15 protein-coding genes and 2 pseudogenes are annotated in these 15,497 nt (G+C 43.8%); 9 read left to right on the top strand and 8 right to left on the bottom strand.

The genetic code is table 11. The features are described 5' to 3' along the window. Positions 1-408: 408 nt before the first annotated feature. Both AC58VC_RS15625 and AC58VC_RS15620 read right to left on the bottom strand, forming a co-directional pair. The gene (locus AC58VC_RS15625) at positions 409-1,074 is read right to left on the bottom strand and encodes a DUF4309 domain-containing protein (protein ID WP_497369645.1); all 666 of its coding nucleotides are present in this window, start codon (positions 1,072-1,074) and stop codon (positions 409-411) included. A 640-nt stretch (positions 1,075-1,714) separates the two neighbouring features. Next, entirely contained in the window at positions 1,715-2,587 is an 873-nt protein-coding gene (locus AC58VC_RS15620) for a helix-turn-helix transcriptional regulator (protein ID WP_497369644.1), read from the bottom strand. A 225-nt stretch (positions 2,588-2,812) separates the two neighbouring features. Between AC58VC_RS15620 and AC58VC_RS15615 the strand changes: the two genes are divergently transcribed. The 3 genes from AC58VC_RS15615 to AC58VC_RS15605 all read left to right on the top strand — a co-directional run bounded on the left by AC58VC_RS15615 (position 2,813) and on the right by AC58VC_RS15605 (position 6,026). Continuing rightward, entirely contained in the window at positions 2,813-3,574 is a 762-nt protein-coding gene (locus AC58VC_RS15615; protein ID WP_497369643.1) for an SDR family oxidoreductase, read from the top strand. A 119-nt stretch (positions 3,575-3,693) separates the two neighbouring features. Then, entirely contained in the window at positions 3,694-4,902 is a 1,209-nt protein-coding gene (locus tag AC58VC_RS15610; RefSeq protein ID WP_497369642.1) for an MFS transporter, read from the top strand. A gap of 770 nt (positions 4,903-5,672) precedes the next feature. Then, positions 5,673-6,026 (top strand): winged helix-turn-helix transcriptional regulator, encoded by a 354-nt coding sequence (locus AC58VC_RS15605; RefSeq protein ID WP_497369641.1) that lies wholly within the window; start codon positions 5,673-5,675, stop codon positions 6,024-6,026. Between the two features lie 242 nt (positions 6,027-6,268). On the opposite strand, the pseudogene AC58VC_RS15600 reads toward AC58VC_RS15605, so the two are convergent. Beyond that, positions 6,269-6,399, bottom strand: a pseudogene (locus AC58VC_RS15600) (NADPH-dependent FMN reductase); the annotation flags it as partial. On the opposite strand from AC58VC_RS15600, the gene AC58VC_RS15595 reads away from it, so the two are divergent. The 3 genes from AC58VC_RS15595 (at position 6,377) to AC58VC_RS15585 (ending at position 8,556) form a co-directional block, all read left to right on the top strand. Continuing rightward, entirely contained in the window at positions 6,377-6,613 is a 237-nt protein-coding gene (locus tag AC58VC_RS15595; RefSeq protein WP_497369828.1) for a hypothetical protein, read from the top strand. The pseudogene AC58VC_RS15600 and the gene AC58VC_RS15595 overlap by 23 nt on opposite strands. Positions 6,614-6,809: 196 nt before the next feature. Then, positions 6,810-7,886: an LLM class flavin-dependent oxidoreductase gene (locus AC58VC_RS15590; protein WP_497369640.1), complete on the top strand. Its 1,077-nt coding sequence runs from the start codon at positions 6,810-6,812 to the stop codon at positions 7,884-7,886. Positions 7,887-8,190: 304 nt separating this feature from the next. Next, entirely contained in the window at positions 8,191-8,556 is a 366-nt protein-coding gene (locus tag AC58VC_RS15585) for a carboxymuconolactone decarboxylase family protein (RefSeq protein ID WP_497369639.1), read from the top strand. Between the two features lie 360 nt (positions 8,557-8,916). Here AC58VC_RS15585 and AC58VC_RS15580 read toward each other — a convergent pair. The 5 genes and pseudogenes from AC58VC_RS15580 to AC58VC_RS15560 all read right to left on the bottom strand — a co-directional run. Continuing rightward, positions 8,917-9,186: pseudogene (locus tag AC58VC_RS15580) on the bottom strand (ATP-binding cassette domain-containing protein); the annotation flags it as partial. 206 nt (positions 9,187-9,392) lie between these two features. After that, positions 9,393-10,451 (bottom strand): zinc-dependent alcohol dehydrogenase family protein, encoded by a 1,059-nt coding sequence (locus AC58VC_RS15575; protein ID WP_497369638.1) that lies wholly within the window; start codon positions 10,449-10,451, stop codon positions 9,393-9,395. Positions 10,452-10,550: 99 nt separating this feature from the next. Next, a complete protein-coding gene (locus tag AC58VC_RS15570; RefSeq protein ID WP_497369637.1) occupies positions 10,551-11,645 on the bottom strand; it encodes an NADH:flavin oxidoreductase in 1,095 nt (364 codons plus the stop codon). Between the two features lie 300 nt (positions 11,646-11,945). Then, on the bottom strand, positions 11,946-12,191 hold the full coding sequence (locus AC58VC_RS15565; protein ID WP_497369816.1) for a DoxX family protein: 246 nt from the start codon (positions 12,189-12,191) through the stop codon (positions 11,946-11,948). Between the two features lie 53 nt (positions 12,192-12,244). Next, a complete protein-coding gene (locus tag AC58VC_RS15560; RefSeq protein WP_497369636.1) occupies positions 12,245-13,114 on the bottom strand; it encodes an NmrA/HSCARG family protein in 870 nt (289 codons plus the stop codon). Between the two features lie 406 nt (positions 13,115-13,520). Between AC58VC_RS15560 and AC58VC_RS15555 the strand changes: the two genes are divergently transcribed. The 3 genes from AC58VC_RS15555 (at position 13,521) to AC58VC_RS15545 (ending at position 15,390) form a co-directional block, all read left to right on the top strand. Then, a complete protein-coding gene (locus AC58VC_RS15555; protein WP_497369635.1) occupies positions 13,521-14,066 on the top strand; it encodes a TetR/AcrR family transcriptional regulator in 546 nt (181 codons plus the stop codon). A gap of 335 nt (positions 14,067-14,401) precedes the next feature. Next, positions 14,402-14,956 carry an NADPH-dependent FMN reductase gene (locus AC58VC_RS15550; RefSeq protein WP_497369634.1) on the top strand — a complete coding sequence of 185 codons (555 nt, stop codon included), beginning with the start codon at positions 14,402-14,404 and terminating at the stop codon, positions 14,954-14,956. 215 nt (positions 14,957-15,171) lie between these two features. Then, on the top strand, positions 15,172-15,390 hold the full coding sequence (locus AC58VC_RS15545) for an SDR family NAD(P)-dependent oxidoreductase (protein ID WP_497369633.1): 219 nt from the start codon (positions 15,172-15,174) through the stop codon (positions 15,388-15,390). Positions 15,391-15,497 lie beyond the last annotated feature (107 nt).

Genomic DNA, 15,497 nt, shown 5'->3' with positions numbered 1-15,497 from the left:
AATAGCCTCCCAGTTTGTTGCTTTTTTTATAAATCTCTCTCAACTTTAACCTTCCATACATATAATAACTTAGCTATTTTTTCCAAAAAAGAGAAACTCGCTTAATATTTTTTTCTTATTTTAATCTTAATACCAACTATGTTATCCAGGCTCTTGTATTATGAGGTCTCCACATCTTTTTATTAGATCTTAAACTTCGATAAAAAAAGCAGGATGCCGTGGCACCTGCTCATTGATAATCTTATTAAACAAACTTCTTTTGTTATCACAACGGACAAAGGTAGCCAATAGTGTGCGGCTGCCGTCATGCGGGATTGAACTATAGTTCCTTCGTTAGTTTAATGCTGGATCGCAATCAAGGTGTGTTGGTGATGGTACTTCCGAACCCTTATATTCCATCCAATTCATCTATTTCTTCTTTAATGTTAAATAACTTATTTGCCCCTCTTTTGAATCAGCAATAAAGAAAACCTGATATTCACCAGCTTGATACACATAACCCCATCCGCCGTCAACATCTTCACCTTCTGAGAGTGGTTTCCCGATAATATCTCTAACTTCATTTAAACGATATGGTATCACATTTCCGCTAACTCTAATTGCTCCAGCATTTTCATCAGGTTTCCAAAAAAAGAAATAGTAACTATGCCATCTATAAAATTGGGTTTGCCAGGAACCAATTTGATGTGGTTCTCCCCAGTTTTGAATAACGTCATTTTTATTTGCCCCTATTCCGAACTCAATACCTTTGATTTTACCTTCGGAAGCAAATGTAAGAAATTCTTTATCTAACGTCAACTTTTCACTTAAATTAGTGTCTTCGATTAAAATGGTTTTCGTTTCATCTTCGTATTTAACGAGAGCACCCATATTTTCAGCTACGAAACGAATTGGTACATATGCATGACCTTGGTGATTCAATACTACATATTCCTTATTATCCACTTCTTTGGTCACACCATTAAATTCAAATTTTGCAGGAAACAAGTACGCTTGAATTGTGTCTGAGGCATATACAGCAGTTGTCGCTGTTAAACCAATTCCGCAAATTAGACCTAAAACAAACTTTTTCAAAACTCATCACTCCCAACATTTAGTTCTTTAAAATAAGACGAAGGGAACAAGTTAATGGTTTCCATTTTATAACATTTTTTTACAAACAGGCTTCACTAATCTGCCCTCTACTTCAACGAAGAACGGCAACTGACCATCAAGCCAGCTGCCGTCGTGTTGTATTAAGCTATATAGTTCTCTTTAGCTTAACGAGCTACCCCTTAGCCCACTCGCTTTAACAAGCTTGTAATACTCGTTATCTAATTCGATAACACCTTGATAAATAAACCCGCATTTTTGTATCACTCTATTTGACGGTACGTTCGGTATAAGAGCAATTGCATTGATCATCTCACTTACCACGCTTAAGGCAGTGCGGAGTAAAGTGGCGTATAAACTACGCAAAAAATGGATATATGGATGGATTATAATGACGTAATTTTATCTTCATTCGCCATGGTGAACAATGGGATATAAATGAAAATTCACAAAGTAAAAAAGCTATGGTAGGGATCAGGTACCACTTACGATTAAAGGAGTTAACCTAGTTTATTTGACAGTGCAAATTGAATACAAGAAAGAGCATGGTATGAAGAGTATAGTTTGTGGTTTTCGAATAACTTCATACAAATACTCACCTTATCAATGACAAATATGTGCCCTACTGCACGGTACCATGGACTTCAATCTTCTCCTGAAGCTTATTCAGCCGTTCTGCGTCAATCGCAGTCGCGGGTGTGTAAACGACCAGTGTGACATCCTCTCTCTCAGCAGCATAAAAGGCGTTAGACAGCAAATTAATTTCGCTTACGGTCGGGTGAGTTAGAGGAAATAGATTTTCGCGCAGACACCTGACATCGTGACGTTTCCACATCTCCGTAAATTCCGCGCTGGCATTTCCCAAATCTTCGACGATCGAGCTCACGCAGGGATTTTCCATTCGTCGGGCATAAGCTGTTCGAAATGCAGCGACTAGCTTGGCGGCCGATGTCTCCCAGTCCACAAATCTGCCCCGTAATTCTGGATCAGTAAATAGCAGCCAAATAAAATTTTTCTTTCCACTCTTTTTGCAGGAATGACGAAATCCGCCAAACAATTCTTCTGCCGCCTTATTCCAAGTCATCAGATTCCATTGCCCATCTATCGCGTAAACGGGAATTTGACCGAATTGGTTTACGATTAGATCCAATTCGGGGTCTGATTGCAGAGACGGGGAAGCTTCTGTCGAAGTCTCCAGCGGCACGTTACGGTTGGCCAGCATATATAAATGTACCCGTTCATCCTGCTGCAACTGAAGGGTTCGTGCCAAGCTTTCCAGGACGCTGTCAGACACCCGAATATCTCGGCCTTGCTCCAGCGCGGTATACCAATGCAGTGAAATTCCGGCAAGCGTAGCCACCTCTTCACGGCGTAGCCCTCTGGAGCGGCGACGGACACCGCTTGGTGCGGGTAAGCCGACCGCTTCTGGAGCTAATCTTTGACGGCGGTTTTTTAGAAAATCAGCAAGTTCCTTGCGGCGCATATCTTCACTCATGACTTGATTCCTCCTGAGTCGTTGTCTTTTTACTATTTTCCTCTTTCTGCGGCAAAAAGCAACCTTTGACTGATTCAACTCAGAATCCTGATCATTAGAGTGGTAGTACTAGTACTAGGTTCAGGAGTTGTAGCATCCGTAATTGCACCATAAACGCGGTACTGCCTCATTATGAATAATCGTATTATGATGTTCTTGCACGAAACAACAAGGAGGAGAATGATAATGACAACAAACGATAAATATCTTGAAGGCAAAGTGGCTTTTATCACGGGAGGTAACCGTGGGATTGGCCTAGAGACAGCGCGCGAACTGGGAAGACTTGGCGCAATAGTGGTCATCGGAACTCGTAATCGGATAAAAGGTGAAGAAGTGAAGGGAGAGCTTATCTCCGAAGGGATTCAAGCAGATGTTCTAACGCTAGATATTACGAGTACAGAGGACCGCCGGGGAGCTTATGCTTACTTTGATCAGCACTATGGGAAACTCGACATGCTCATTAATAACGCAGGTGTTCAGCTCGAGATCGAGCATCTTGCTCCAATGAACAATACAACCGCTATTTCTTCGGAGGTTCTGCGCCAAACGTTCGACGCCAACTTCTTCGCACAGGTTGAGCTTACACAGCTTCTTCTTCCGTTGCTTCGCAAAGCGCCTGCCGCCAGAATTGTAAATTTATCAAGTATACTTGGTTCTCTTACGCTCCAAGCAGATCCAGTTTCACCTATTTACGATTTAAAACTACTAGCTTACAACGCTTCGAAGGCAGCAGTGAATTCCTTTACCATCCAACTTGCGCATGAACTGAGGGAGACGCCAATTAAAGTGAATTCTGCCCACCCGGGTTGGGTTAAAACAGAGCTAGGCGGCAAATACGCTGACACAGATGTGACAGATGGCGCTAGGACAAGCGTGCGGCTCGCTACTTTGCCTGCAGATGGCCCAACAGGTAAATTCATTCATTTGGATACTGAACTACCTTGGTAAGCTGCAAAGATTAAATTTTATTTTGTTAATGGAAATTGATAAGAGTAGGTGACTGCCATCCCGATGGCAGTCGCTTAATTCTCAATAAAAACAAATTAAACTGAGGGATATGATCAACCATGGGACAATACTGGAAAATATATATGCTTGCCGCGGTTAGTTTTCTGATCGGTACATCCGAATACATGATCGCGGGCATTTTAGATAAAGTTGCTGAAGATGTTGGAGTGTCGTTATCCGCAGCTGGCCAATTAATAACGGCCTTCTCGCTGGCTTACGCCTTAGGTACCCCCATTATGATGGCAATCACAACCCGGCTCAACCGACGCGACTTGCTCCTTTACTCGCTTGGTCTTATTATTGTCGGTAATGTACTTATGGTGATTTTACCGGGTTACGGATTTATGCTTCTGGCAAGGGTAATTATGGCACTTGGAACAGGTGTTTTTGTGGTGACATCCCTTACTGTAGCCTCTAAGTTGGCTGCTCCAAATAAACAGGGTGGTGCAATAGCGATCGTGCTCATGGGAATAAGCGCATCACTAATTTTAGGTGTGCCAATTGGCCGCATAATCGCAGCTTCGTACGACTGGAAGCTGATCTTCGTCGGCATTGCTCTGCTTTCCATTATCGGTCTACCCGTTGTAGCTCGGTCGATCCCGCGGATGGAAGGGGATGAACCTGTACCCTTATCCAAGCAACTGGCAATGGTGAAAAGACCTCGAATTGCTCTGGCTCTAGGAATCACGTTCTTCTGGATACTGGGTTATGCCATTGCCTTCACGTACTTGTCGCCTTATCTGCTTAAAGTTGTCGGGATGAACGAGCGATGGGTTAGTGCAGCCCTGTTCGCATATGGTATCGCTAGTCTCATCGGCTCAAAGGCAGGGGGATTCAGCACTGATCGCTGGGGTGTAGCTAGGACATTAACCGGCGGGATGATATTAAATATGGTGATGCTAATCTTGTTATCGGCGGCCTCGGGCACCGGAACCTTCCTTGTTTTCTCATTGCTGATGCTCTGGTCGTTCTTCTCCTGGTCGTCCGCTCCAACCCAACAATATTATCTAATTACATTGTCTCCAAAGGCATCCGGTATCATGCTTGGCCTCAACACCTCCGTGCTGCAACTTGCGATGGCGGCGGGGGCTGGGATCGGAGGCGTTGTCATCGACAATATTTCGTTGAACGCCATCACATGGATCGCTGCTTCTTCTATTGCAGTAGCCGCTGTGACCACTGCCGTCATGTTCGGCAGAATAAGATCTCAACCTCAATCGCACCACGATAACCAGCAGGCAGAAGAAGCATCGCGTATTTCAGCTTAACCGTTTCATGCCGGGATGATTTCAATAGCCAACTCATCCCGGCAGCTATTGAGTGACAAAAGTATTTGTAAGTCCCAATACTCAGAGAAATTCCACAAAGAATTTTAGGTCAACCAAAATAAACTGGTTGGCCTATTTTAGCTGCAGGAAAACAACACCAGCATTTACCTTTAAAATAATAAAAATGACTGTTCATATTCGAAGGATTTTCTTGTCGCCAAGTACGTATTAGCGGTATTTTTGCACTTAGAATTAATAGTGGACGTTCACCTCGAAATAAGAACACGTGTTTGTAATATGTTTGATTCATCAGCATTCATGGAACTATATATAATTGCGTCTTTACTTTCATCACTGGAAACTATTTGACGGTTACGAAGTGATTTCTGACCACCCTTTTTTTTTAAAAAAATATGTTAGATTCGGCTTTCTCCGCCGAACCCCAACGCAAAAAGAATTATGAAGAAAAGTTCACCCTTATATTTTAATGACTTTTACAGTAATTCCCTTCAAACGATGCATCCAGTTACTATTGCATTTAAGTCCATTTCAGGGCAACTTACATGTTATAATGCGTATAAATTTAAGAGAAGGGGAATTTTTTAAAATTACAGAATGAGAACTTCTGATTACTACGGCCAGTATCTTGCTTCTAATAATAATAATAATAACTAGTTGCGATGAGATAGTGAATGTTTTGGAAAATACGACTCTCCAAATATGAATGGAAAAATCGCTGTTATCGACACTATAGAAGGAGCGCATTTAAAATGAATCAAAAATTAGACCAATGTACTGTGGAACCCGCGCTGGATGTACTCTTTGGCAAATGGAAGATCTCCATATTATTCCTTCTGTTTCAAGGCACCAAGAGATTTAGTGAACTACAAAAAAACATCCCCGACATTACGAAAAAGATGTTGACCTCACATTTGAGAGACTTAGAAGAACAAGACATCATACTACGCATCGTTTACCCGGTTGTTCCACCTAAGGTAGAATATTCGCTTACCGAATACGGACACACTATTCAACCAATATTATTATTGATGCATCAGTGGGGAAGAGCTCATTCGGAGCATATTCAACACAAAAAGAAAAATGAGGAATTATTAAAGGGCTAAGAAGCAGGCATCTATTATTGGAGTATAGAGAATGGCCTAAAGAGAATCTACATATTCATATTACCTCTATAGGCAATTCAACGGTATCTTTATATCTGTATTAATCGAGGATTTTGAACAGATACCTAGCGATTTAGATAGTTTGACAGATAAGAAAAACCCACGCGCCGCGTGGGTTTAATTCGCATGAGTTTTAAAACTGATACTGCGTTTCTTGCTCTTTCCCGATTCTCTTATAAGCGAGTAACGACTGTTACGAGTATGCTTACTACTTTATCTTGGAAGGCATTAACAGGCAACATATCAAAGATATTTTTCTTATAGCTGGGATCGATGCTTGAAACATCGGTGTGCCAAAAACGATGGCATCCGATGTACCTATCATCATCAATATGGCCAGCATCATTAGCACTCTAGTATATCCTGCTTTGATTGGGCTGCCCGGAGTCCCTCCTACCACCCGCCAAATCGACAAGAGTGTGTGGGTCGGGAATATGATCGTCCAACGAATAAATTCCGAATTACAACCACTTATTCGGATCGATACGATATTGTTCCATGAGGTTAATCCCCTATCTTCTTTATAAGATGAATGATTATTCTTGCATATCCAGATTATGAGTCGTGCTGTACTATCCTCTCATTGAGATGGTTTCATTTAATATACCAGATCACTATATTGTGCCTACTTCCATAAAAGTCATCTTAGCAGCATAATGAAGTCAGCAATACGAAATAACAATCAAACGTTTAACCCATACTAAATGAAAGCAGGTACTTCACATGGATAAACAGCAAGCAAACATAGCAAAAGCTTCAGGTTTTGAAATCGGCCTCTACACTTTGGGAGATCTGATTCCTAACCCTCTCAATGGTGAAACGATAAGCGCAAAACAACGTATAAATGAAATCGTCGCCGCAGCCAAACTAGCCGATGAAGCCGGGCTTGATATCTTCGGCGTAGGTGAACACCACAGACTCGATTTTGCTATTTCTTCTACTCCTGTCATTCTTGGCGCTATCGCCCAATCGACTGAACGGATTAGACTGACTAGTGCCACAACGGTGTTAAGTACAGTTGATCCAGTTCGCCTGTTCGAGGATTTCTCCAGCGTAGATTTGATTTCTGGAGGACGTGCCGAAATCATCGCTGGTCGAGGAGCTTTCACGGAATCATTCCCTCTCTTTGGGTACAGCCTAGAAGATTACCACAAACTATTCAGCGAGAAAATGGATTTGTTATTGAAATTGGGTAAGCAGGAGAGAATAACTTGGAGTGGCCAGTACCGTAGCACATTGAACGATCTTGAAATCGCACCACGACCTTTGCAGACGGAATTGCCTGTCTGGGTCGGCGTCGGCGGAACACCGGAAAGCGCCATTAATGCCGGACGGCTGGGTTTAGGCATGACACTTGCCCTTCTCGGAGGAGCGCCAGAACGCGCGAAGCCTTTAACGGATTACTACTGGGAAGCTGGCCGACAAGCAGGACATGATCCGTCCAAACTTCGGGTTGCCGTCTCCAGTCATGGGTATGTTGGAGAAACGACACAACGGGCTTATGATGAATTTTTCCCATTTTACAGTAGTTATCTAGGAAAATTTCTCGGTAATCGCGCGGGAAGTAGTAGAATGTCTCGGTTGGAATTTGAGCATTTTGCAGGACCAGGAACTGCACTGGCCGTAGGTAGCCCCGAGCAAGTGGTCGAGAAAATTTTACACCAGCATGAGCTATTCAAAAACGACAGATTTATGATGCAATTGGATATTGGCGGAATGCCCTTTAGTCAGGTGGCAAAAACAATCGAGTTACTGGCAACAAAAGTCGCGCCGGTTGTTCGTCGTGAAATTGCTCGCTGACCTTTCTCAATAATGGCGACCAGTTGAGTATCGATCTCTACCATCCCACACTGGAGAACTATGGATATAATTGAGAATCAAAAAAAGGATCTAAGCAGTATTTATGTGCTTAGATCCTTTTGTTCATCCAATATTTTGGGTAACGGAAAGCAAGTCATGCTTTTATAGCGGATATTACGTTTCATACAGAAACAAAGCTAACATATTATGAAAAGGTTTGAATATATAATATTTTGTTTAAACATTTATATTCGGCACATAATAACTTTGATGACATTTTTCTTGAAATGGAGTGAAATAATAAATGGAATTTGAGAAACTAAATTCTAATTATACTGAACTTATTAAATATAAAGAAGGACTTGGAATGTTCACCAAAAAAATGCCTGAATTTGCAAAGCAATATATTTCATTTACGGAAGAGTGCTTCAAAGAAGGTGCTTTGTCTCAAAAAGAAAAACAATTAATAGCATTAGGTATCAGCCTCCATGCTCAGGACGAGTATTGTATTATCTATCACATAAAAGGATGTCTTGATCAAGGTTGCTCCGAACAAGAAATACTTGAAGCTGTAGGTGTCACTGCAGCATTTGGCGGCGGGGCATCCTTGAGCCAAGGAGTTACTCTTGTTCAAGACTGCATTCAGGAATTGAACCAATTAAAGCAATAAAAAAGTTGAACCTATTTTGAAGATAAGATAACAAAGATAGCGTTATTTTAAAGGGTGATATCGTTAAGGTTCATCCTTTTTTGCGGTTTCAACTATTGACGAATGAGGTACAACCCTTCTTAATTTTATCCATCTAGGCGATTGCCTCATACAATTCTCACTACATCTGATTGTTTAAACTTCATAATAAGAGCGCCTCCTTGATGGTGTTGGGTTTAAACCCGGGACAAACCCATCATACCGAGGCGCTCCTTTTTTGACAAAGGCCATTTCTTAGCCTTAACAGGAATGTTTAATCCCATGCCTAAGTGTAAAAACAACAAACCGGACCTCCAACGGAGTTCCGGTTCATATATTCACCTATCCAACCTCACTCAACCGCCCATCCCGAAAATACACAACCCGCTTTGCCTGCTTTGCAATCGCCAGATCATGCGTAATCAACACAATCGTCCTGCCCTGCTCATTCACCCCCTTAAAAATATCCAAAATCTCCGCACTCGTCTTCGAATCCAGCGCACCGGTGGGCTCATCCGCCAGTATAATCGCGGGATCGCCCGCCAATGTCCAGGCAATTGCAACGCGCTGCTGCTGCCCGCCAGAAAGCTCAGATGGCAGTTGCTGCCTGCGATATCACAATAATCTGTGCAAAAAATCGACGGCTGCCGTTCGTATCTGGGGCGGCTGCCGTCGAATCTTTTAACTATTGTGCCTCATTTCAAGTCGTTTATATAAAAAGGATCAATGATGGACTTTACTGTATCGTCAACCGTAAGAAAGTTTGCCCCCCAAGTATAACGGAATTTGCAGACTCATGACTGCCATAGAAATGAATTTCAATAACCGCTCTCGCCATGGATGTTAACGACGATTTTGCCAAAGTCAGGTCCATTCAGTTGCTGAATGAAGGCTGACTTAGCGTCCTCAAAGGCAAAGCGCTGGCTGATAATGGGATGAATATCCTTTCGTTCGATGAAAGCATTCATTTCTTCAAACAATTGGCGCGAACCGACGCGTACGCCTCGGACGGTGATAGCTCCGAGAATGACGGGCATCGGATTTATTTTCCCCGCAGGAGGAACGATTCCTACCAAGTGGACCATGCCCTCGATTCCAGCAGCAAGAATCGACTGCTCCAACGTATTCGAACCTACCGTTTCCACGACATGGTCGACACCGATACTTTCAGTCAAGTCGCGGACCGCTTTATGCCAATCCGGGTTGCTTCGATAGTTGATTACATGATCGGCCCCGGCTTCAATAGCCCGAGCGAGCTTTGCGTCGCTGGAGGAGGTGATAATCGTCTTCGCTCCGAGCGCTTTTGCAAACTGGAGTGCAAAGAGAGCAACCCCTCCGGTGCCGAGAATCAAAACCGTCTGCGAAGAGCGAATGCCCCGGACCGCATTCCAAGCCGTAACGGCCGCACAAGGAAGCGTTGCACCTTCCTCGTAAGACAAGTTTTTCGGCAATCGGACCAAACCCTCTTGGTTAAACACGCGATATTCCATCAAATTTCCGTCGAGTCCATGGCCAAGGGATGTGCTGGAATTAACCGCATGCGCAGGAATGGGACCGTAGAGCCAATCCTGAACGAGTGCACCGGCAACGCGGTCGCCAGGTACGAAGCGATCCACGCGAGAACCTACGGCCACCACCTCCCCTGCTCCATCCGACAGCGGTACTGTTGGGCGGGGCAATTGAATCCCCTTGTCACCCGCAATGTAGAATGTGTCCTTATAGTTGAGCGAAGCCGCATGAAGCTTGACGAGGACTTCGTAAGACGAAATTCCGGGTACTTCTTCAGTGTTCATTTGGAGTCCATCCAGGGCAGGAGCCGTCAATCGGTATGCACGCATGTCGCGTCTCTCTTGACTCATTGGTTTTGTAGTTGTCATTGTTCTCATATCCTCCTATTCTATTGAGAGTAATCCGAAAACTTTATTCCTAATTGTTCAGCTGTCTTGTATTGTTACATACTCAGTCCCGTAAACCAGTTATGTCAGCTTTGCAAAAACATCTGCCGATACGGGTGTAATGTCATTCAATCGTCCCTCACGAACCTTATTTACCCAAGCAGGATCGGCTAACAATGAGCGTCCGACTGCAATCAGATCGAATTCCTCCCGCTTGATTTGCTCGTTCAAGGCATCAAGTCGTGCAGAGGGGTTACCGTCGTTCGCGGAGCCAAGAACGTCCACATCAAGACCAACTGAGCCGACAGAAATAGTTGGTTTACCCGTCACTCTCTTGACCCATCCTGCCAAATTCAATTCGGATCCTTCGAATTCTGGTACCCAGAATCGGCGAGTCGAGCAGTGAAAAATATCCACGCCTGCTTTCACCAGTGGCGACAGCCACTGCGCGAGCTGATCCGGAGTATCGGCAAGTTTCGCATCGTAGTTCTCCGCCTTCCACTGCGAAATACGAAGCACGATCGGAAAGTCAGGTCCGACCGCTTCTCGGCAGGCCTGGATAACTGCCTCGGCGAATCGGGTACGTGCCGTCAAGTCGCCGCCATATCGGTCCGTGCGGCGGTTCGTCTTCTCCCAGAAGAACTGATCAATTAGATAACCGTGAGCGCCATGAAGCTCTATCCCGTCGAACCCGAGGCGCTTCGCGTCGGCGGCTGCACGCGCATAAGCATCGACGATGGAGGCAATTTCCAACTCGTTCAAAGGCTCCGATACTTGTTCTCCTTGAAGATTTAGTCCGGAAGGTCCCACCGGATTGACATCAGAATCCGGAAAGTCGCTCATCTTGCGGGCCATGCCCGCATGCCAAAGTTGAGGCATGATTTTGCCGCCTGCCGCATGTACCTCTTCAACGACCTGCGACCAACCATTCAGCGCGTCTTCTCCATAGAAATGCGGTATGTTATGGTCTGCAGCCGATGCGGGGTGATTGATGACCGTCCCTTCAGTAATAATCAGTCCGACCCCGCCCTCGGCGCGACGGCGATAATAAGCGGCAACGTCTGGGCCTGGAACTCCATTGGGAGAAAAGTTTCGTGTCATTGGAGCCATGACAGTACGATTGGGTAAGTTCAAGTTCCACAGTGATAGGGGGCGAAATAAATAGGGTTTGTCCATTACATTTAACCTCCGATATGATACATTTGCTTGAATACACATTGTAAATGACAAAAGATAAGCTCATTACTTGAACATGAATTCAAGTAATGATCAAGATATAATTATTTAGCCACTATGGAATAGGCGTCGTTAAAATCGCGGCTCTTGAAACTGCAATAAGTTCATGACTGCATTGGGATGAATACACAAAATCCTGTTGTCGAAAACGCCGTAGATTCCGTCGATAAGAAATATCGATCATCTTTATTACTCCGTTGGATGCGGCATAGCTTCACTGCTCACTAGTCTGTCCGCTACCTAATTGTTTTTTCTTTCCAACAGCCAATCCACCCATAGTTCACTACTGCCTCTGACGGCAAAATATACGTCCATTAGGAGCAACAAAAATTCTTCAAACTCCCAGTCTGTTATTTGACCGTTTCCCAAAAAAACAGCCGAAAATTTCGCCTTTACGATAGCACAGAGCATGATAATAGCGAGAACGATTGAGATGAATCTCGTTCCCAATCCGATAAAAATCCCAATTCCCCAAATAACCTGAATCGCGGCAATAGAGTTCTTCCAGGTTAGGAGCCGTCAATCTGTATGCACGCATGTCATGGTGTACTTGCAAGCATATCCTTAATTTTCGATGCCCCACCTCGGGAAAGCCAGGTGTCGAAATTCATGAGCGACGGATAAATCGCTTGCAAAGCCGGAATATCGGCATGCCAGTTACTATAGCGCACGATACCGTTATTGCCGTCAATCGCCCTGTTGCTTGGCTTCGCTTGACCTTCCAGCTTAACACCGGTCCAATGATTGATCGCGGATAAAATCTGCCCAAGGGTTAGCTCATCGCCAGCCAACTCAATCGCATGCCCAATAAATCGCTCCGGATTTTGGAATACGAGCGCGGCCATCGCCCCGATATCTTCCAGTGCAATGAGCTGTACCGCTTCGTCGGGCGGAATTCGAGCTAGTACCGAATATTTTCCTTTCGGTCCCCATGTGGCATCCGCGAAGTTCTCCATGAACATGGTTGGCCGCAAGAATGTGGCCGGGATGCCGAGTTTTCGAATGTACTGCTCGACCTGCCACTTGATTTCCCAATGCGGAATTCCAGTGTTCCGATCGACGCTGCCCACCGACGCGAATACCACATGATAAACGCCTGCTGCCAGCGCAGCGTCGGCGACATTGATGCCGCGTTGGAGTTCGTTCTCCGCAAAGTCGGGTGGGAGCAAAGATGGCTGGATGCTGTATACACCGTGAACATCTCTCATTGCCTCGTCAAGCGATGCGCGGTCATCCATATTTCCGACCACCAATTTGGCTCCGGCATTAGCCAAATGTTGCGCCGCGGGAGCGTTCGGATTACGAATGAAGGCGCGTACGTCAAATCCTTGGCCGAGCAGATACCGTGCAGTTGCACCGCCTTGCTGCCCGGTCGCTCCGGTGATGAGAATGGTTTTTGAGTTTGTCATTGTTGTGATATCCTCCAATTCTTTTGCGTTTGTGGGTGCTTCATATCCGGTTTGATTTCTTTAATAGTTAATACCCGTGACACATTACATCTTCACCAGTTTTGTTAAACAGTTATGCCAAGTTTTAAAAAAACAACGGCCGTCACCAGGGTTAAAATCATCCAAGCTTTATTCGCTAACCTTATTCGCCCGATCCGGATCGTTTAAATGTTACAGATTTAATCATTATTGTGCTATCCTTTAACTTAGCTTTCATTATTGCATATTGATGCGATATCGCGCATCTGTGTATAATATAAAATGAAAATATGCTATCCACAATAATCAAAAGAACGACTTCTGTGCCTAATTGCACACGCCGCTTCCTATTGTGCAATTAATATTAAGAAAGTTGGTGTTGACTATTATGCGAGTGACGGATAGAAGAGTTCTCAAATCTCAAGAAGCAATTAAAACCGCTTTTATTGACCTGATGTCTGAAAAGAATTTTAATGAAATTACGATCCAAGATATTTCCGACAGAGCAAATGTCGGTCGAAGAACAATTTATCATCATTATTTGGATAAGTTCGATCTACTAGATAAACTTATTGAAGAACATATAAACGAATTAAGGAAAATCTGTGAATCATCATCAGATTTAGATTTCGTAGCAGCAAATTTGATTATCTTCGAATATTTCGAGCGATATTTTTCTTTCTTTTCGACCATGTTATCAAGCAGTGCATCCCCTACTTTCCGTAACCGCCTCCTTGAGTTTCTTATTGAACAATTAAAAAATGACGTAGATATAACCCAAGGTATAAATAAAGGATTAAATAAAGATGTGATTCTAAAGTTTTTCGGAACCGCTATCGTGGGATTAGTGGAATCGTATATTACGAATGGAATACCTGAATCACCTAAAGTGGTGGCAGAACAAGTGGGGATTCTATTAGAACGGAATCTATAGAAGAAGGAGATGCAGAGTCGTTAATGCCACTAAGATTTAAAAACTAAGCCCAAGAATTGCTTGCGTGGGATATCAAATCATACCGCGGGAGCTTAATTACTTCTTAATTTCTAATTTACTCTGTAAATAAGTATAACTAAGTCTGTTTCAGATTTTCAAAATTATGATTCTGAAATCAGTGTTCAATTTTCAAAAGCTGACGTTTTTAATTAAAAAACCTCGTCAAATCTACAACTTAAGTCTAATACTGCACTTTCTTTGAACGGTTTGATTAAGATTACTGGTGATGGATACAATAACATCTGAAAATAATAAAAGTGCAGGAGGAGTTTTCATTGGTTAAGATAGCAATTATCATTGGGAGCACACGCCCGGGACGTAATTCTGAGGCTGTAGCGAAATGGGTATATGAGTTAGCTACAAAAAGAAATGATGCTGAGTTTGAACTCGTTGATATAGCAGATTTCAATCTTCCGCTTTTAGATGAACCGGTACCCCCTGCTATGGGACAATACACGAAGGAACATACCAAGGTATGGTCTGCTAAGATTGCCTCATTTGATGGCTACGTATTTGTAACACCTGAGTACAATCACGCAACATCTGGTGCACTCAAAAACGCTATCGATTACTTATATAATGAATGGAACAACAAAGCTGCTGGATTCGTAGGATTCGGTAGTGCTGGGGGTACCCGCGCGGTGGAAAATCTGCGACTAATTATGGGTGAACTTCAGGTGGCCGACGTACGTGCTCAAGTAGGATTATCTCTCTTTACTGACTTTGAAAACTTCAGCGTGTTCAAACCTGCCGACCATCAGTTGGCTTCGGTGAACTCTATGCTTGATCAGTTAATTTTATGGAGTGGTGCATTGAAGGCTATTCGGTAAAATCGAGAACATATGACTGAACAATGTATCCCCGAGTAAATGCTCGGGGATTTGTGTTGCATATTACATATATTTTTAAAATACATGACTCCTAGTATGACATGGTGCCGGCTAATACTATTTTTTTGTTTCCCCAATGTGGAATGTTTCTTTCCCCCCGGTTCTCATACATTAATGCAATTTGTATTGATTGAAAACCACTAAATATACCGAAAATGGACATTCATGCCAACAATGAGACAGTTGAGCTCGTACGTCGCTTAGGCGGAGAGATGACTGGCATCGCCTCATACAATCTCACCGACCCTGAACAGGCGCGGAAAATGGTTGAGGATGCTGTTGCCGCCTTCGGTGGGCTCGACGTAGTCTATAACAACGCGGCCATCCAACGCTTTGGTCCGATGCCTATTTCTCTATTGAGGATTGGCGGTTGACCATTGCGGGCGAACTCGATATTCCCTTTTTTGTGACGAAATACGCATGGCCACACCTGGTCAGTCGCGGTGGCGGTAACATCATCAATGTTTCGTCCTTGGCAGGC

The organism is Paenibacillus sp. J22R67, from assembly GCF_059692175.1.
The sequence above is the reverse complement of the archived record's forward strand: the minus strand, read 5'-3'. Positions and strand labels throughout refer to the sequence as shown.